Annotated in this window: 14 protein-coding genes; 7 read left to right on the top strand and 7 right to left on the bottom strand. The window is 39.1% G+C overall.

The window, feature by feature from the left end:
• Window positions 1–137: 137 nt before the first annotated feature.
• From tamA to ppx, 3 genes are read left to right on the top strand one after another with little or no spacing between them, the layout of a single operon-like run.
• On the top strand, window positions 138–1,874 hold the full coding sequence (gene tamA / locus DV427_RS03790; protein WP_114891355.1) for an autotransporter assembly complex protein TamA: 1,737 nt from the start codon (window positions 138–140) through the stop codon (window positions 1,872–1,874).
• 9 nt (window positions 1,875–1,883) lie between these two features.
• On the top strand, window positions 1,884–5,780 hold the full coding sequence (gene tamB, locus DV427_RS03795; protein WP_114891356.1) for an autotransporter assembly complex protein TamB: 3,897 nt from the start codon (window positions 1,884–1,886) through the stop codon (window positions 5,778–5,780).
• 7 nt (window positions 5,781–5,787) lie between these two features.
• Entirely contained in the window at window positions 5,788–7,317 is a 1,530-nt protein-coding gene (gene ppx / locus DV427_RS03800; RefSeq protein ID WP_114891357.1) for an exopolyphosphatase, read from the top strand.
• Window positions 7,318–7,380: 63 nt separating this feature from the next.
• On the opposite strand, the gene DV427_RS03805 is transcribed toward ppx, so the two are convergent.
• Together DV427_RS03805 and hel are read right to left on the bottom strand one after the other, a co-directional pair.
• Window positions 7,381–8,064 carry an rRNA large subunit pseudouridine synthase E gene (locus tag DV427_RS03805; protein WP_046938936.1) on the bottom strand — a complete coding sequence of 228 codons (684 nt, stop codon included), beginning with the start codon at window positions 8,062–8,064 and terminating at the stop codon, window positions 7,381–7,383.
• A gap of 176 nt (window positions 8,065–8,240) precedes the next feature.
• Window positions 8,241–9,065, bottom strand: a complete 825-nt coding sequence (gene hel / locus DV427_RS03810; protein WP_114891358.1) for a lipoprotein e(P4) — start codon at window positions 9,063–9,065, stop codon at window positions 8,241–8,243.
• 225 nt (window positions 9,066–9,290) lie between these two features.
• Between hel and ftsB the strand changes: the two genes are divergently transcribed.
• From ftsB to ispF, 3 genes are read left to right on the top strand one after another with little or no spacing between them, the layout of a single operon-like run.
• A complete protein-coding gene (ftsB, locus tag DV427_RS03815) occupies window positions 9,291–9,569 on the top strand; it encodes a cell division protein FtsB (protein WP_114891359.1) in 279 nt (92 codons plus the stop codon).
• On the top strand, window positions 9,569–10,246 hold the full coding sequence (ispD, locus tag DV427_RS03820; RefSeq protein ID WP_114891360.1) for a 2-C-methyl-D-erythritol 4-phosphate cytidylyltransferase: 678 nt from the start codon (window positions 9,569–9,571) through the stop codon (window positions 10,244–10,246). Before ftsB ends, ispD begins: the two co-directional genes overlap by 1 nt.
• A complete protein-coding gene (ispF, locus tag DV427_RS03825) occupies window positions 10,243–10,719 on the top strand; it encodes a 2-C-methyl-D-erythritol 2,4-cyclodiphosphate synthase (protein ID WP_114891361.1) in 477 nt (158 codons plus the stop codon). The genes ispD and ispF overlap by 4 nt, the downstream gene beginning before the upstream one ends.
• A 525-nt stretch (window positions 10,720–11,244) precedes the next feature.
• Here ispF and dtd read toward each other — a convergent pair.
• The 3 genes from dtd to DV427_RS03840 all read right to left on the bottom strand — a co-directional run bounded on the left by dtd (window position 11,245) and on the right by DV427_RS03840 (window position 12,443).
• Complete coding sequence (dtd, locus tag DV427_RS03830) at window positions 11,245–11,679, bottom strand: D-aminoacyl-tRNA deacylase (RefSeq protein ID WP_114891362.1); 435 nt, start codon at window positions 11,677–11,679, stop codon at window positions 11,245–11,247.
• Window positions 11,676–12,116 (bottom strand): FMN-binding protein MioC, encoded by a 441-nt coding sequence (gene mioC / locus DV427_RS03835; protein ID WP_114891363.1) that lies wholly within the window; start codon window positions 12,114–12,116, stop codon window positions 11,676–11,678. The genes dtd and mioC overlap by 4 nt, the downstream gene beginning before the upstream one ends.
• Window positions 12,117–12,224: 108 nt before the next feature.
• A complete protein-coding gene (locus DV427_RS03840; RefSeq protein WP_005627167.1) occupies window positions 12,225–12,443 on the bottom strand; it encodes a cell division protein ZapB in 219 nt (72 codons plus the stop codon).
• A gap of 160 nt (window positions 12,444–12,603) precedes the next feature.
• Here DV427_RS03840 and glpX point away from each other — a divergent pair, with 160 nt between their 5' ends.
• Window positions 12,604–13,617 carry a class II fructose-bisphosphatase gene (gene glpX / locus DV427_RS03845; protein ID WP_114891364.1) on the top strand — a complete coding sequence of 338 codons (1,014 nt, stop codon included), beginning with the start codon at window positions 12,604–12,606 and terminating at the stop codon, window positions 13,615–13,617.
• A 63-nt stretch (window positions 13,618–13,680) separates the two neighbouring features.
• On the opposite strand, the gene DV427_RS03850 is transcribed toward glpX, so the two are convergent.
• Window positions 13,681–16,305, bottom strand: a complete 2,625-nt coding sequence (locus DV427_RS03850) for an autotransporter outer membrane beta-barrel domain-containing protein (protein ID WP_114891365.1) — start codon at window positions 16,303–16,305, stop codon at window positions 13,681–13,683.
• Window positions 16,306–16,376: 71 nt separating this feature from the next.
• Window positions 16,377–17,855, bottom strand: a complete 1,479-nt coding sequence (gene ilvC / locus DV427_RS03855; RefSeq protein ID WP_114891366.1) for a ketol-acid reductoisomerase — start codon at window positions 17,853–17,855, stop codon at window positions 16,377–16,379.
• Window positions 17,856–18,065: the final 210 nt, after the last annotated feature.

Raw genomic sequence — 18,065 nt, forward strand, 5'->3', positions numbered from 1 at the left:
ACCCTTGAGGGACTTGTGAAGTATGGATCCTTATCGGGGAAAATAAAAAACCGACAAAATGCGCTGAAAATATTGGATCCTAACGAACTTCTCGGTAGACTATAGCGCAATTTACTTAAAAATTTTAGCCCCTTAAAATGAAGAAAAAATCGCTAAAACTCACCGCACTTTTTTTGGCATTAAGTTGCTTTCCTGTATTTGCGGAACAAACTGTTGATATTGAAGTTCAAGGTATCCGTGGTTTTCGTGCTGTTCGTAATACGGATCTCAATGTTCATCTGATTAATAAAGAAGAAATGGATGGCTCTGAACGCTATCAACATTTAGTCACTCAAGCTGTGGATCGTGGTTTGCGTGTGTTTGGTTATTATGAATCTTCCGTGCGTTTTGAACGAAAACAGCGTCAAGGCAAACGCGATTTATTAATTGCTCATGTTACACCGGGCGAGCCAACAAAAATTGCGGGCACTGATGTGCAAATTGAAGGGGAAGCCGCACAAGATGAAAATTTTGATGCGTTACGTAAAAACTTGCCGAAAGAAGGCGTTTTGGTTGAACACCAGACTTATGATGATTACAAAACAGCGATCTCACGTTTAGCATTAAATCGTGGATATTTTGATGGGGAATTTAAAATTTCACGTTTAGAAATCAGCCCTGAAACCCATCAAGCATGGTGGCGAATGTTATTTGATAGCGGTGTTCGTTATCATTATGGCAATATTACTTTTAGCCATTCACAAATTCGGGATGATTACTTAAATAATATTCTTAATATCAAATCTGGTGATCCGTATTTAATGAATAACTTATCGGATTTAACCAGTGATTTTTCGTCTTCAAATTGGTTTAGTTCAGTATTAGTTCAACCTAACGTTAATCATAAAAGCAAAACTGTAGATGTGGAGATTATTCTTTATCCTCGTAAAAAAAATGCGATGGAACTAGGGGTGGGCTTTGCAACTGATGGTGGCGTGCACACCCAAATTGGTTGGACAAAGCCTTGGATTAATAGCCGTGGACATAGTTTCCGCACTAATCTTTATCTCTCTGCACCAAAACAAACTTTAGAGGCAACTTATCGAATGCCTCTACTTAAAAATCCATTAAATTATTACTATGATTACTCTGTCGGTTGGGAAGGTGAAAAAGAGAATGATACCAATACGAGAGCGCTTACATTGTCCGCGTTACGTTATTGGAACAACGCACATGGCTGGCAATATTTTGGCGGACTTCGTGCGCGATACGACAGTTTTACACAAGCCGATATAACCGATAAAACTTTCCTCCTTTATCCAACGGTCGGATTTACTCGCACCCGATTACGTGGCGGTTCTTTTGCAACTTGGGGCGATGTACAAAAAATTACTTTTGATGTGGGTAACAAAGTTTGGTTATCGGAAGCGTCTTTCGTAAAAGTGCAAGCCTCTAGTGCATGGATTCGTACTTATGCGGAAAATCACCGTATCGTTGCTCGTGCAGAGGTTGGGTATTTACATACAAAGGATATTGAAAAAATTCCGCCCGCACTTCGTTTCTTTGCTGGTGGCGATCGTAGTGTACGCGGTTACGGCTATAAAAAAATTGCGCCAAAAAATAAAAACGGAAAATTGGTTGGTGGTTCGCGATTACTTGCGGGTTCTTTAGAATATCAATATCAAGTTTATCCGAATTGGTGGGCGGCGACCTTCGCAGATAGCGGATTAGCAGCTAATGATTACACGACTAAAGAATTGCGTTATGGCGCAGGCGTTGGTGTCCGTTGGGCATCACCAGTGGGCGCAATTAAATTTGATATAGCCACCCCGATTCGTGATAAAGATAACAGCAAAAATATTCAATTTTACATCGGACTTGGTACTGAAATTTAAGGTGAATTTATGACAGAACAAATACAACCATCAGAAACTTCACCAAAATCACCTGAGCAGCCTAATAAAAAACATTGGGTGCGCAAGGCTGTTTGTATCGGAAGTGCGGTCATTTTGGTGCCTATTTTAGGTGTAGCTGGGGCACTTTCTTTCGATGCGGGGCAAAGGGGTTTAATTCAACTTGCCGATAAAATGCTTGATAGTTTTTCCGTTGAGCAAATTGAAGGCGGACTACAAAATGGCTTAGTGCTCAATAATGTTCGTTATCAAACCGCAGGGATTGATACTCATATTGCGCAAGCACGTTTACAGCTTGATTTCGGTTGTTTGCTTTCACGTGAGGTTTGTTTACGTGATTTCACCTTAAATAAATCGACGATTGCGATTAATACCGCATTACTGCCTCCATCAACGCCTGATGATTCAAAGTCTGGCCCGATGAAGCGTATTTCCTTGCCAATTGGTATTAATGCAGAAAATTTGGTAGTGCAAGATTTATCTGTAAATATTGATCAGACTCATCTTACTCTCAGTCATTTTAAAAGTGCGGTAAGTTTAAATAATGAAAAAGGGTTAACTATCGCGCCGACTGAAATTAACGATATTTCAGTTATTTCAAAAAAATTGCCCGAAGTTAAACATGATCCGCAGGCCGAACAGCCGAATAAGCCTGTAGATTGGGATGCGATTGAGCAATCTTTAACGCCTGCTTTTTTAGGCAATGTATCAGAAATAATTCTTCCTTTTGATTTACACATCCCCGCAATTAAAGGCCAAAACTGGCATTATCAAGCGGTGAATGAAAAAGGTGAAACACTTCAATCTATTGAAATCCCAAGCCTCATTGCACAGGCGGATACCGTCGATAACCAACTGCAATTACAAAAATTAGCGGTAGAAAGCTCGTTGGGTAATCTTTATTCACAAGGTAAATTACAACTTGATGGCGATATGCCACTAGATTTAACTTTAAAATCCCATTTGGAGCCGTTGAAATCCGATGGAAAAGAAATTCTGCCAGAGAGCGATGTCGATCTTGTGCTTTCAGGATCATTAAAAAAATCCACCGCACTTTCTTTAAAAACAAAAGGCGTATTAGATGCTGAACTGAATGGCGAAGTGCAATTAGCGCAAGACAAAATGCCCTTAAACCTCACATTAAATGTGGCAAAAGGACAATACGCTTTTGTAAACACAATGGGGCCACTCAAAATTAATGATGTGACGCTTAAGCTCACGGGGGATTTACTGAATTATCACGCTGAACTTAAGGGGGGCGTAGATGGAATGGATTATATTCCTGCATCTCAAGTGGACCTTAATGCCGACGGTAAACTTTATGAAGTAACCGTCAATAAATTGAGGATAGCTTCGTTAGATGGTAAAAGTGAATTTGCGGGGGCTGTAAGCTGGAAAGAGGGTGCAAACTGGGATGTACAAGCCGATTTAGAAAAAATGAATATCGGTTTTTATGTACCAGTCATGCCTGCAACACTATCTGGAAAATTACATTCGCGTGGTTTTGCTGGTTCTCAAGGCTGGCAAGTGGAACTGCCAGTAACTGATTTAAATGGGACATTGTCTTCAAAGCCCATCAGTTTAAAAGGCTCCGCAACACTTAATCAAAATGTACTTCTAACAGTACCTGATTTGCAGGTCAGATATGGTGAAAATCATCTTAACGCAAAAGGTGTATTAGATGAACATTCTGATTTTGTATTAGATATTGATGCACCGAATTTGCGTGGTTTATGGTCTGATTTAAGCGGCAATGTGAAAGGGCATGTGGCTATTTCTGGTCAGTTCACCAGCCCAAATCTTGATCTTGACTTAACCTCGTCTAATTTACACTTGCAAGGTTTGCAATTATCTAAAGTGAGCGCGAAAGGGAATATCAAAAGCGAACCTTTAGCTAAAGGACAATTCAATATTAAGGCAGAGCAACTTCATTATGGTGAAAGTGTTAAACTCCGTTTACTTGATCTCGCCTTATCTGGTGATGAACAAAATCATCTGTTAACGCTTAAATCTCAAGGTGAACCTATTGCTGCAAATTTACAAATTAACGGTCATTTTGACCGCACTTTGGAGCAGTGGAAAGGCACACTTTCCCAAGCAAAATTTGATACACCTATTGGCGATGTAAAATCTAACCAAGCTATTGCGGTGTCTTACGATCATAAACAAACACAAGCCAATATTGCTTCACATTGCTGGCAAAACCCAGATGTAGAATTATGTTTCCCACAAGCGTTCAGTGCAGGCAAGCAAGGCAATATTCCTTTCCAATTTAAACGTGTTAATTTGGATTTAGTGAATAAACTTATCGAACAAGATAGCCTCAAAGGCAATTTACAAGCGCAAGGTAATGTTGCTTGGTTTACGGATAAACCATTCCAATTTACTGCCAAAGTAGATGGCAATCACTTAGCTTTCTCTCAAAAATTGGATTACCGTACGTTTAAATTGGATATTCCAAAATTAATCCTTAACGCCGATATTCAAAATAACAATTTGGTTTTAAAAACAGACATCAATGTGCATAACCAAGGTAGGATTATAGGTGATATTCATCTAAATGACCTTGCTAAAAATCGTCAACTTGGCGGAACCCTTGCGATAGAACGATTAAGCTTGTCGATCGCAAATCAGCTACTTACTAGCGGGGAATCAGTAAATGGTGAGGTAGTCTCGAAGTTGAGTTTCGGCGGGAATTTAGAGAAACCATTATTAAATGGCAACTTTAATATTCGTAATATTCGTACCAACTTAAAATCTATGCCAGTCAATATTACTGATGGCGATATTGCCGTACATTTCCACGGTAATAATTCCACTTTACAGGGCAAAATTGAAACTAGCGATAGCCGTTTGAATTTAACTGGCCGAGCAAACTGGGCGAATATCGAACATTGGACAACAGAATTAAATGCTCAGGCAAATAATTTCAACGTGGATATTCCTTCTATGGCGAAACTACGTTTCAGTCCAAATATCACGGTAAAGGCGAATCCGAAAGAATTGAATTTAAGCGGAACAGTGGATATTCCTTGGGCGAGAATTAGAATTGATAGCTTACCAGACACTGCTGAGCCAGTGAGCGAAGATGAAGTTATTTTAAATGGCCCTCATAAGAGCAAAGAAGAACTGATTAAACGTGAATTTGCGGCAAAAACAAAATCAGGCATGGATATTCGCTCTGATTTACGCATCAATATTGGTAAAGACGTCAGCCTTGATGCCTATGGCTTAAAAACCAATCTTGATGGTTTACTTTCTGTGAAACAAGATAAAGGCAATTTAGGTTTATTTGGTCAGATTAATTTAACTAAAGGTCGCTATGCTTCTTTCGGACAGGATTTACTGATTCGTAAAGGGCTTATTAGCTTTTCAGGTCAAGCGACACAACCTACGTTGAATATTGAGGCTATTCGTAATCCAGAAGCAATGGAAGATAGTAAAATTATTGCTGGTGTGAGAGTAATAGGTTCAGCTGATAGACCTGATGTCACCATCTTTAGCGAACCAAGTAAACCACAAGATCAAGCACTTTCTTACTTGTTAACGGGTCGTTCATTAGAAAATAGTGGTGAGGCTGGATCTAGTGGCTCCGTGGGGGCGGCGTTACTTGGCCTAGGGCTTTCAAAGAGCGGTAAATTAGTGGGAAGTATTGGAGAGGCTTTTGGTATCCAAGATTTAAACCTTGGCACATCGGGTGTGGGTGATAAATCCAAAGTGACCGTCAGCGGAAATCTCACCAATCGCTTACAAATAAAATATGGCGTAGGTTTATTTGATGGCTTAGCAGAAGTCACCTTACGTTATCGCCTAATGCCACAGCTTTATTTTCAATCCGTTTCTAGCACCAACCAAGTGTTTGATTTGCTTTATAAATTTGAATTTTAGGAATGTTATGAATAACGCTATTTTAGAACCCAAGCATCGTGGCAATGTACGTGAAATTGCCGCGATTGATCTTGGCTCAAACAGCTTTCATATGATTGTTGCACGCATTGTAAACGGCTCAATCCAAGTACTTTCTCGCTTAAAACAAAAAGTGAAACTCGCGGAAGGCTTAGATGAAAATGCGGTGCTTAATCAAGAGGCCATCACACGTGGCGTGAATTGCTTAGCCTTATTTGCTGAACGTTTACAAGGTTTTCCTATGGAAAACGTCAATGTAGTTGGCACTTACACATTACGCAGAGCCATCAATAATGACGAATTTTTACGTCAAGCAGCCAAGATTTTCCCCTATCCCATTAATATTATTAGTGGGCAAACGGAAGCTAAAACCATCTACGCTGGCGTATGCCATACTCAGCCAGAAAAAGGCAGAAAGCTTGTTATAGATATTGGTGGTGGTTCGACAGAAATGATTATCGGCGATGATTTCACGCCACTTGTGGCTGAAAGCCGCCACATGGGGTGCGTGAGTTTTGCGACTCAATTTTTTACCGATGGCGTCATTTCCTCAGAAAACTTTCAACGGGCGCGTCAAAATGCGGTCAATAAAATCGAAGATTTAGGATTTGAATATCGCAAATTAGGTTGGCAATCTGTGCTTGGATCATCGGGCACGATTAAAACTGTTGCACAAGTCATTACGACTAATCTTGATCCAAATGGAACCATTACTGCCGAGCGATTAAATGCTTTAATTGAGCAAACTCTACAAGCCAAGCATTTTACCGAGCTAAATATTAACGGTTTAAACCAAGACCGCGTAGATGTTTTTGTACCCGGTTTAGCGATTTTAAGTGCGGTGTTTGAAGTTTTTCATATTCAACAAATGCGCTATTCTGACGGCGCATTGCGTGAAGGCGTCATTTATAGCCTAGAGAAAAACTTCCAAGTTGCAGATATTCGAGCACGCACAGCTTGGGGATTAAGCGAACAATTCAATATTGACCAAGCTCAAGCTCACCGCGTTGCAGATAGTGCTAATTTACTCAGTGCACAATATCAAGATTGGCAATCGACAGAATTTATTGAAGAAATGCGCGAAATCCTGCTTTGGGCAGCGCGCTTGCATGAAGTAGGCATTGTGATTAATCACAAAGGTTTACAAAAACATTCGGCGTATATCTTACAAAATATGGAATTACCTGGGTTTGATCGTGAACAGCAACGTTTGCTTACCGCGTTAGTGCGTTGGCATATTGGCACGCTTAAACCTGCTGAATTTTTTAAATTTGCACGTTATAGCGAGCAAGATGTGATGGCTTTAATGCGATTGCTTCGTCTTGCGGTTATTCTCAATAAATCCCGTCAAGCAACAGAAACAGCAAAAAATTTCACCCTTGAAATGCACCGCACTTTGAATGATTGGACATTGAATTTTGAAAGCGGATACTTAGATCGCAACCCATTAATTTGGAATGAATTGCGAGCTGAAAGTAATCTTCTGAAAGAGTTTGAAAGCAGTTTAGTTTTTTATTAATCATCTTTCTACTCAATATTTATGGGAGAAAAATTTAGGGCAAGCGAAATTCTTGCCCTATTTTTATAATTTGACGGTCTGAAATAATGCTTTTATTTCATCCAATGATAATAATCTAAATGAGCCATTCTCTAATCCATTAATAGATAATGAGCCCATACTCACTCTCACTAATCGTAAAGTGGGGAAACCAATATGTGCAGTCATTCTTCGCACTTGGCGGTTGCGCCCTTCACTAATCTTAATTTCTAACCAGCTTGTGGGAATATTTTTTCTCTCTCGGATAGGTGGATTACGTTCCCATAAATTTGGCTCTGAAATTAACCGCACTTGAGCCGGTTTAGTCATGCCATCTTTGAGTTCAACGCCTTTTCTGAGTTGTGCTAAATCGGTTTCTTCAGGGATGCCTTCCACTTGCACCCAATAGGTTTTTTCTGTTTTAAATTTGGGATCGGCCAAACGATGTTGTAATTCGCCATTATTGGTTAAAATCAGTAATCCTTCACTGTCCCTATCTAATCGACCTGCCGCATAAACATTTGGGATTGAGATAAAATCTTTTAAAGTAGCACGCCCTTGTTCGTCGGTAAATTGCGTGAGTACATCAAAAGGTTTATTGAATAACACAACCTTGGTTTCATCCAACGACAGCGTTTTAGGTTTTGATTTAGGCTTAAAAGTGCGGTGAAAATTAACCGCACTTTTTCCTTTAGACGGCAATTTTCCTGCCGAAAAATTCTTCTTCATTGAATTAGATTTCTATTTTGAAAGATTTGCAACATCATAACAAAACTTAAGCATGTAGTAATGATGATTACTTTAGTAAATTAAAAAACGAAAAAGGCTAAGCCAGTAAAAACTGAGCTTAGCCCCCAACTAAATTTTTTAGAATCGATATTTAAATCGATTTTTTTAATGGGAAATTATTTACCATCCCAAGCTTGTACTGCATCTAAACGAGCTTTGATTTTGCCTTGTGTATCTTTTTTGAAATACCCGTTAGCTAAGCCGCCTTCCCAGCCACCGTAGTTTGCGTTAGGTAACATAATGAAAGTTTTACCAAATTTGCCTTGGTTTTGATCAACGAATGCACGACGGTCTGCGTTTAATTTGCCATATACGGTATCACCGAAGTCATCTAAGTTATCGCCTACATAAAGTACGATTTCATAGCCTTGTTTTTCAATTTCTGCAAAACGAGCCGCTTTAGCTGATTTGTCTTTTTTCAAATAAAATGCAGATTCTTCCACGCCATTGAAACCTAAGCGTTTCATATCATCGATAGTGCCTGCTTTTTCAGAGCTATCTTTGCGGTTTGTTACGTAGAACATTTTACCTTTGTGGCTGTTTACGTAATTGTTAAATTCTACCGCACCCGGAATGGCACGAGATTGACGCGCGTCTACCCAACGAGTCCAATCTTTACCATCGAATGGTTTGTTATTTTGAACTTGCCAGCCAGCATAAGGGCTGTTATCTAACATGGTTTCATCTAAATCAACCACAACCGCTTTTTTCTTACCTTTTGCCACTTTTGCGTGATCAAATGCTACTTTTGCCGCATTGTAGGCTTGATAAGCTAATGCTTTATATTCACCGGAATCTTGCATCCAGTTTAAGCCAAGAACAGCTTGTTGCTGTAATTGCATATTTGCGTGTTCTTCTGACTTCATTTTGTGTGCGCCACAGCCAGATAAAACAAGAGCAGAAAGTGCTGCAAGTGCGGTCATTTTTAACGTTGTTTTCATGTTATATTCCTTTTAACTTTAGGGTTAGTAAAAACGGAGAGAGTATAGCAAGCCTTTTTTATTTTTGGGGCGCTTTCTTAGTAATTCTATTAAATTTGTGATGTATGTCACATTTTTAACGCGAGATTTAGGTGTAAAACTTACCGCACTTTCTTTTTTATCCTATCGCCTTTCCCCCCTTTTCACGGTAAACTAACCGCAATTTTATTCATCACCAACATTTTTATGCGACTTTTTATTCTCATTCTTTTTGCCGTATTAGCTTTGTTTCAATATGACTTATGGTTTGGCCGTAATGGTTTCTTCGATTACCGCGACACTGCCGCAAAGATTGTAGAAAACCAAGCGGAAAATGAAAAACTGTCTCAGCGCAATCAGCGTATTAATGCGGAGATTCAAGGACTAACCAAAGGCTTTGAGGCCATTGAAGAACGTGCACGAATGCAACATGGCATGGTGAAAGAAAACGAAGTGTTTTATCACATTGTGAAAGAGAATAAATAATGGCTCGTTCAATTATTGCGGTATTGCCAGCAGCTGGCGTGGGCTCTCGAATGCAAGCGGATAAACCGAAACAATATTTAACTCTACTTGGCAAAACACTGCTCGAACACACACTTGATGTTATGCTTTCTCATCCTGCCGTCTCTAAAATTATTTTGGCGGTGAGCAAAGATGATCCTTATATTGCTAAGCTATCACTCCCTAGTAAAATTCAGTTAGTAGAAGGTGGCGCCACACGAGCTGAATCCGTATTAAATGGTTTAAACGCAATTGAGGAAAAAAATGCGTGGGTGCTTGTTCATGATGCTGCTCGCCCTTGTTTGCAACACGCCGACATTGATAAATTGCTAGCCATTGAAGATGAACATGGTGCTATTTTGGCAATTCCAGCGACGGATACGATTAAACGAGCGGATAATCAGCAATGTATTGTGAAAACAGAAGATCGTCGTCAGCTTTGGCAAGCGATGACACCACAGTTTTTCCCAGTAGATATATTAAGAAATGCGCTTTCCACAGGGATTCAACAAGGTGCAAATATAACGGATGAAGCATCGGCAATGGAACTCGCAGGATTTCAACCTCACTTGGTAGCCGGGCGTAGCGATAATTTAAAAGTGACTCGTCCAGAAGATTTAGCATTAGCAGAATTTTATTTAACAAGGAATAAATTATGATCAGAATTGGACACGGTTTTGATGTTCATGCGTTTGGTGAAGATCGCCCATTAATTATTGGCGGCGTAGAAGTGCCTTATCATACTGGGTTTATTGCGCACTCTGATGGTGATGTGGCATTACATGCCTTAACTGATGCAATTTTAGGAGCAGCCGCTCTAGGTGATATTGGAAAGCTTTTCCCTGATACCGATATGCAATATAAAAATGCGGATAGTCGTGGGCTATTGCGTGAAGCATTTCGTCAAGTGCAAGAAAAGGGATATAAAATAGGTAATGTCGATGTCACTATCATTGCGCAAGCACCTAAAATGCGCCCACATATTGATGCTATGCGTGCCAAAATAGCTGAAGACCTACAATGCGATATTGATCAAGTCAATGTGAAAGCAACGACTACCGAAAAACTAGGCTTTACCGGAAGACAAGAAGGAATTGCTTGTGAAGCCGTTGCCCTTTTAATCCGACAATAATGGTTTATTCTTAAAAGTGCGGTGAAATTTTTAAAAGAATTTCACCGCATTTTTATTTTTGTGATCTAGATCACAGTTTTAACCAAGGAAAAGGCATACCATATTTCTTGTACAGTGAGTTTGTAGCTGATAACACAGACTATAAATGAAAAGATTTAGGCGCAAGAATGGATGTTTGTGCCATTTGGCATTGCGCTGTGCACTTTGCCTATTGGGTTTGGCGGGCTGTTGTCTGACATTCCCGATTGTCCCTAATCAGTGAAATAGCAACGGTGATAATTTACCCTTGTTATTATAAGTGGCCATTGGTGAGAGGAAACGTCCATTTATGGACGAGGGAGCAATGGAGGGCTTCAGTTCGCCTTTTTGCTCACCAACCTTGTTGTTAGGTGCTATGTTGTTAGTTGACGTTGACTAATGGAATATGTACGTTTAACGCAGATATTCCATTAGTTAAGCTATTTAGCGTGCTTAATTTTCTAAAATTCAAAAATCTCGTCTTATTACTAACTCAACCGTGCTTATTTATACGTTTAACCAAAACGTAACTGGGCCATCGTTTGTTAAACTCACTTGCATATCCGCGGCAAATTGCCCTGTTGAAACAGGTAATTTCTCACCGCATTTTTGAATAAAGTATTCATATAATTCATTAGCCAATGCTGGTGGCGCACCTTTTGAAAAACTTGGCCGCAAACCTTTTTGTGTATCCGCCGCTAATGTAAATTGCGAAACAATAAGTAATTCACCTTGTGCTTGTTGAACATTTAAATTCATTTTGTCATTTTCATCACTGAAAATTCGATAATTAAGCACTTTTTCAGCAAGTTTATCCGCTTTCTCTTGGTTATCTTCTTTTTCTACACCAAGCAAAATCAGTAAACCTTTGCCAATTTGTCCTATTGTTTCACCGTTTACATCAACTTTTGCCTGAGTGACACGCTGGATTAAGGCAATCATTTTAATCCCTCAATAAAGCTAGGTAACCATGCTTCAGCATAGCCTTCTTGATCATCCACGTTTAACACGTCAATTTTTAAAGTTTCGCAAATTTTGACCGCACTTTTTCCTTGAAGCACTTGCTCAACTTTATCCGCAGCATAGCAAAAAGTATCATAATCAGAATTACCTAATCCAACGACAGCAAAACGAACATCTGAAAAATCGTTTTGGCTGTTAGCTAATTCATCAAATAGAGGTTTTAAATTATCTGGCAACTCACCCGCACCATGAGTTGAAGTCACAACAAGCCAAATTTTTTCATTTTCGATATCGGATAAACTTGGTCCGTGAAAAAGAGCGGTGGAAAAACCTTGAGTTTCTAAAACATCGTTTAAATGTTCGGCAACATATTCTGCGCCACCTAAAGTGCTGCCAGAAAGAATGCAAATGTGCATTTGATTATCCTGTATTTATTTTTCTTCCCTAACGTAGGGAAAAGTAAAAGAATATTTTTGAAATGATGAAAATAAAAAGGCTTAGATTTTCTAAGCCTTTTATTACGATTAAACGTTATCGAATTTGCCAAGCAATGAACGAATATGTTCTTGCCAGTTGCGGTGTTCGTTTTTCAGTTGTTCGTTTTCAGTTTGTAAACTTTCGATATTTCTGTGAGATTCTGCGTTTTTCTCTTTTAATTCTTCAACTTCTAATTGAAGTAATTGGATAGTTTCTACCGCTTGTTTAATTTTTTCTTCAAGCTGGTCTAAAATTTCTAAAGACATAATGATTTCCTTTTGAATATGGGTAAGTTTGAGAGTATTTTACCCAGTAAATTTGCCTTTTTAAAGCGTTGGAGAAAAAATTATTATGCAAACGATTACGCAGTGATAAAATAAGGCCATTTTGCCATGATCTAGAAAAGTAAGCAGAAGGAGAATAATGATGAATCGTGCATTGGCTATTGAATTTTCACGTGTGACTGAGGCAGCTGCGTTAGCGGCTTATATGTGGCTTGGTCGAGGGGATAAAAATGCAGCTGACGATGCAGCTGTGAAAGCTATGCGTTATATGCTGAACTTAATTCATATGGATGCTGAAATCGTGATTGGTGAAGGGGAAATTGATGAAGCACCAATGCTTTATATTGGTGAAAAAGTCGGTTCTGGCATGGGAGAATTGGTTTCTATCGCCGTTGATCCTATTGATGGCACGCGTATGACTGCAATGGGTCAGTCTAATGCTATTTCTGTCCTGGCTGCTGGCGGTAGAAATACCTTTTTAAAAGCACCAGATATGTATATGGAAAAATTGGTGGTTGGCCCAGATGTTAAAGGCATGATTGATTTAACTTTGCCACTAGAACAAAACCTTCGCCGTGTCGCATCTAAGCTAGGAAAATCCCTTTCTGATCTCACCGTAATGGTATTGGCAAAACCACGCCATGATACGGTAATTAAACAAATGCATAGCTTGGGCGTGAGAGTAATGGCAATTCCTGATGGTGATGTAGCAGGTTCCGTATTGTGCTGTTTGCCTGATGCCGAAGTCGATCTTCTTTACGGAATCGGTGGTGCACCAGAAGGTGTGGCTGCTGCAGCTGCAATTCGTGCATTAGGTGGCGATATGCAAGCTCGTTTACTTCCTCGTAACGAAGTAAAAGGTGATACGGAAGAAAATAAAAAAATTGCTGCCAATGAAATTCAGCGTTGTGAAGCATTAGGCGTAAAAATCAATGAAGTGTTAAAACTTGAAGATCTTGTGCGTGACGATAACCTAGTGTTTACCGCAACGGGTATTACCAATGGCGATTTGCTTAAAGGTATCTCTAGAAAGGGCAATTTAGCCAGCTCTGAAACAATTTTAATTCGTGGAAAATCTCGCACAATTCGTAAAATCCAATCCATCCATTATCTAGATCGTAAAGATTCTGAAATTTATAAGATTTTGAATATTTAGTTTGGGAAAACAAAAGTGCGGTGAAATTTCACCGCACTTTTAAGAGGTATGTTTAGCAAGATACTACCAGCTATAATGATAATTCGCTTGAATTGCATAAGGTTTATCGAAGTTTTTACCATCTGCACGGCTTACTTCTAAACCAAAACGATGATTTGCAAATCCAGCATTTAAACCGACCGCACTTTCAAAACGTCCACGGCTGCTTGCGACATCAAGCGCGCTGTTTGTGTAATGAATTTTGCTGCTACGGTTTTTGCTGGTAATCGCATTGACTTCTGCATAAGGTTGTAAATTCCAACCATTACTTAATGCAAAGCCTTTGGCTACACGTAAACCAATTCGAGAATAAACAGAAGATAAGCTATCTTCATTCTCTTGTGATGAAATATGTGTCCACGCTAATTGTGCTTGCGGAGTGATTGTCCAATCATTCGCAAGGCTAAAGCGTTTGCCTAACTCACTCGAAATAGTATAAGCGTTGTAATGGCGTTTTTCAGTGTAATCTGAGTTAGCGTGTAAACGGCTGTATTTCACGATGTTATCTACATAAATCCCGTTATCTGCAAGGTAAGCTGCATATAAACCCACGCTATTGCTTCTTACTTTGCCATCACCGTAATGACCATTAAAATCAACGTTAGCTTGGCTGCGGCCCACAAATCCACCGACACGAAGATTATCTGTTACAGCAGCATCAGCGCCCACTTGTACGTGATGTACGTTTTGTTTAAAGCCAGAGGTTTCACTCTCACCAGTAGAAAGTGCGGCTAATTTTTGGCGAGAATTCACATTACGAACCCATACATTACCTTTTTCACCGTTTTCCACTTCACCTAGACGTTGATGAATGCCACTTAAATCATCTTCCACTAAAAGCAATTGTGTTTGGCGAAGAGAAACTTGTGCATTTGCTAAGTCTGAAAGTAATGGTGTACTTGGTAGAACTGGAGCTGCAGATGGTACTACCGGATTACTTGGAGTCACTACAGGATTACTTGGAGTCACTACAGGGTTGCTTGGAGTCATCACTGGATTACTTGGCGTCACCACAGGATTGCTTGGAGTTACCACAGGGTTGCTTGGAGTCACCACAGGGGTGCTTGGAGTCACCACAGGGTTGCTTGGAGTTACCACAGAATTACTTGGTGTAACTACATTTTTAGAGTTCGCTAATACCCAATTATTTCCCTCTTTTGTTAGGAAGTATTGATAAGCCCCTAAATCTACACGATTATTCGGGTTAGTTAAGCTAAATGCAGCGTTACCACCGTTGGTTTCTACAAGTGTCACTTTTCTGTTATCAACATCTGCACCTTGGTTAGTGACACCAATTTTATGATTACCTTCGGCAGTACCTTTAACAACGATTTTATCGCTTTTATTTTCAGCAATATTGGTATTGAGGTTAAATGTGCTAGAACCAGTGAGGTTATCTTTAATTGTTAATGTTTTATATTCAGAAGTTGGAGTAAATGTAATTTCAGAACTGTTAGCATCTAAGTTATTCAATGTGCTTGATTTATTGAAACTCCATTGACTATTAGACATAGATAAATTGATTTCATTCTTAACTGGCCAATCTGGATTTTCAAGAATTGCGCCAGTTAGTTTGGAGTTTTTACTTGCAGTAAGGTTTAGATGATAGACTCCAGCTGGTGTAGAATTGGATGCATCATTATCTTCTGCTTCAAGAGGGAGGTTTTTATCATTAAGCGAGATTAATGCTTGAGTAGCATTTAATGTTGTATTTTCTAAATTAATTTTAACTAACTGCTCATCGCCCAATGGGAATGCGAGTAAACCATAACCTGTATTACTTTCTGAATTTTTTAGTGTTATTGTTTGCGATCCGCTATCTGATGTGGTGAATAAACCACTTTTATTGTTAAGAGTTACATTTAAACCATTAGCTATAACCGTCTGAGCCGCATTCTCATCATTTGTACCGATGTCAAAAGCAAATTGCATATCTTGATTTCCAGTAATTTGTACATTACTGATATTTGCTATATCTTTTGCACCATATAATACGTAGGCAATATCACTCTTTCCATTCATTTTGATACTATGATTGGAAGAGTTGATTGTTGAGTCTCTTTGAGAGTCGATAGCCATTGAACCATCATTATTTAATTCAATGTCAGCTTGTGTATCAATTTTGCCACCATGAGATTTAATAGCAGCATTGCCATCTGAATTACCATAAGCGTCAGCTGTATTGTGAATTTGTGCGTAATTTTTCTCAAGAATGAGTTTTGAGCCTTTTTCTAAAGTGGCTTCCCCACCCCATATATCTAAAAGTGAACTTGAAGGATAGTCCTCTTTAAGTGTGGCATTTATACCAGATTTAAGAGTAATGCGATTATTTCTATTAGTAAAGTCAAAAATACTAAATAATGAATTGCTAGAGGCTAGTGGTTGTCCGCCATGTGTGCTAGTTCCGATATCGGTTTTAGCAATATTTTGGTAGTTTCCTGGAGTAATTGTTACATTGATTGCGTCACTAATTGATGTTTGTTGGTTTTGGTTGAAAGTCCAAATCTTAGTCGCTTCATCCCAAGAATACTGACATCCTGTTACGTTTGAACAAGTGAGATCTGTTGCCCATGCCGAATTAACTAATCCTAACGCCATAGCCACCAAACTTACTTTAAAAGTGCGGTTAAAAATTTTATTATTTTTCATATTAATTCCTTTGGATTATAAAAAAAGCCAACTTATTGAATAAGTTGGCTTAAATTTTACTGGTTTAATAATTAACCCGCAACTGCGATACGTTTCATATCAGTCATATAACCACGTAATTCTTGACCGATTAATTCAACAGGGTGGTTGCGAATCGCATCGTTTACATCGCGCAAGGTGATGTTATCGATTTCCGCTGCTGGAGTAGGTTCGCCCAAGTCACCTTTTTGAAGGTTAGGGATAATTTCTTTTGCAAGAATTGGAGTCGCTACGTTAGAGAATAAGTAGTTACCATATTCTGCAGTATCAGAAATTACCACGTTCATTTCGTATAAGCGTTTACGTGCGATGGTGTTCGCAATTAATGGTAATTCGTGAAGTGATTCGTAGTAAGCTGATTCTTCATAAATACCGCTTGCAACCATCGCTTCAAAAGCTAATTCCACGCCAGCTTTTACCATTGCGATCATTAATACGCCGTTATCAAAGTATTCTTGTTCACTAATTTTGCCATCATATTTTGGTGCATTTTCAAAGGCTGTTTTACCTGTTGCTTCACGCCATGCGAATAAGTCTTTGTCGCCATTTGCCCAGTCAGCCATCATTGTTGCAGAGAAGTGACCGCTAATGATGTCATCCATGTGTTTGTAATATAAGAAACCAAGGCTTTCTTTGATTTGTTCAGCTAGTTCAAATGCACGTAATTTTGCGCTGTTTGATAGGCGATCCATCATTAATGTGATACCACCTTGTTTTAACGCTTCGGTAATGGTTTCCCAACCGTATTGGATTAATTTACCTGCGTATGCTGGATCTTTACCGTCTGCCACTAATTTGTCATAACATACGATAGAACCTGCTTGTAACATACCGCAAAGGATAGTTTGCTCACCCATTAAGTCAGATTTTACTTCTGCAACGAATGAAGATTCTAAAACACCAGCTTTATGACCGCCAGTCGCAGCAGCCCATGCTTTTGCGATCGCCATGCCTTCACCTTTCGGATCATTTTCAGGGTGAACTGCGATTAATGTTGGCACACCGAAACCACGTTTGTATTCTTCACGTACTTCAGTACCTGGACATTTTGGCGCAACCATCACAACCGTAATGTCTTTACGGATTTCTTCGCCAACTTCAACAATATTAAAACCGTGTGAATAACCAAATGCAGAGTCTTTTTTCATTAAAGGCATCACATCAGCAACTACTTTAGAGTGTTGTTTGTCTGGTGTTAAGTTTACGACTAAATCTGCAGTTGGGATTAATTCTTCATAAGTACCCACTTTAAAACCATTTTCGGTTGCACGTTGGAACGATGCACGTTTTTCAGCAATCGCTTCAGGGCGTAAGGCATAACTAATATCTAATCCAGAATCACGCATATTCAAACCTTGGTTTAAACCTTGCGCACCACAGCCTACGATAACGATTTTTTTGCCTTTTAAGAAGTTTGCTTCATCTGCAAATTCTTCGCGTTCCATAAAACGACAACGACCTAATTGGTCTAATTTTTGACGTAAATTTAATGTGTTGAAATAGTTAGCCATTTTTTGTCCTTAATTGTGTAAGGTGAATAATTGTATGATGTTGTGTTTGCATATTTTTTTGTTGTGGTTTGATTATAGGATTTTTTGTTGTTGCGTAAAGTGATATTATGGGAATGTAATGTTGCGATTTGTGCAATTATGTTGTTTTTTTGTGGATTGGCATCGTATTTCGCTCGATGAGCGACCTACTTTTTCTTTGCTTGTGCAAAG

Origin of the sequence: Haemophilus haemolyticus (assembly GCF_003351405.1) — a bacterium.
Lineage (GTDB): Bacteria > Pseudomonadota > Gammaproteobacteria > Enterobacterales > Pasteurellaceae > Haemophilus > Haemophilus haemolyticus_N.

Coding starts and splice junctions, on each gene's coding strand:
- DV427_RS03805 (WP_046938936.1), bottom strand. CDS start 8,064: ATGAAGAAGAATTTTTCGGCAGGAAAATTGCCGTCTAAAGGAAAAAGT.
- mioC (WP_114891363.1), bottom strand. CDS start 12,116: ATGCACATTTGCATTCTTTCTGGCAGCACTTTAGGTGGCGCAGAATAT.
- ilvC (WP_114891366.1), bottom strand. CDS start 17,855: ATGGCTAACTATTTCAACACATTAAATTTACGTCAAAAATTAGACCAA.
- ftsB (WP_114891359.1), top strand. CDS start 9,291: ATGCGACTTTTTATTCTCATTCTTTTTGCCGTATTAGCTTTGTTTCAA.
- ppx (WP_114891357.1), top strand. CDS start 5,788: ATGAATAACGCTATTTTAGAACCCAAGCATCGTGGCAATGTACGTGAA.
- hel (WP_114891358.1), bottom strand. CDS start 9,065: ATGAAAACAACGTTAAAAATGACCGCACTTGCAGCACTTTCTGCTCTT.
- DV427_RS03840 (WP_005627167.1), bottom strand. CDS start 12,443: ATGTCTTTAGAAATTTTAGACCAGCTTGAAGAAAAAATTAAACAAGCG.
- ispF (WP_114891361.1), top strand. CDS start 10,243: ATGATCAGAATTGGACACGGTTTTGATGTTCATGCGTTTGGTGAAGAT.
- tamA (WP_114891355.1), top strand. CDS start 138: ATGAAGAAAAAATCGCTAAAACTCACCGCACTTTTTTTGGCATTAAGT.
- glpX (WP_114891364.1), top strand. CDS start 12,604: ATGAATCGTGCATTGGCTATTGAATTTTCACGTGTGACTGAGGCAGCT.
- ispD (WP_114891360.1), top strand. CDS start 9,569: ATGGCTCGTTCAATTATTGCGGTATTGCCAGCAGCTGGCGTGGGCTCT.
- dtd (WP_114891362.1), bottom strand. CDS start 11,679: ATGATTGCCTTAATCCAGCGTGTCACTCAGGCAAAAGTTGATGTAAAC.
- DV427_RS03850 (WP_114891365.1), bottom strand. CDS start 16,305: ATGAAAAATAATAAAATTTTTAACCGCACTTTTAAAGTAAGTTTGGTG.
- tamB (WP_114891356.1), top strand. CDS start 1,884: ATGACAGAACAAATACAACCATCAGAAACTTCACCAAAATCACCTGAG.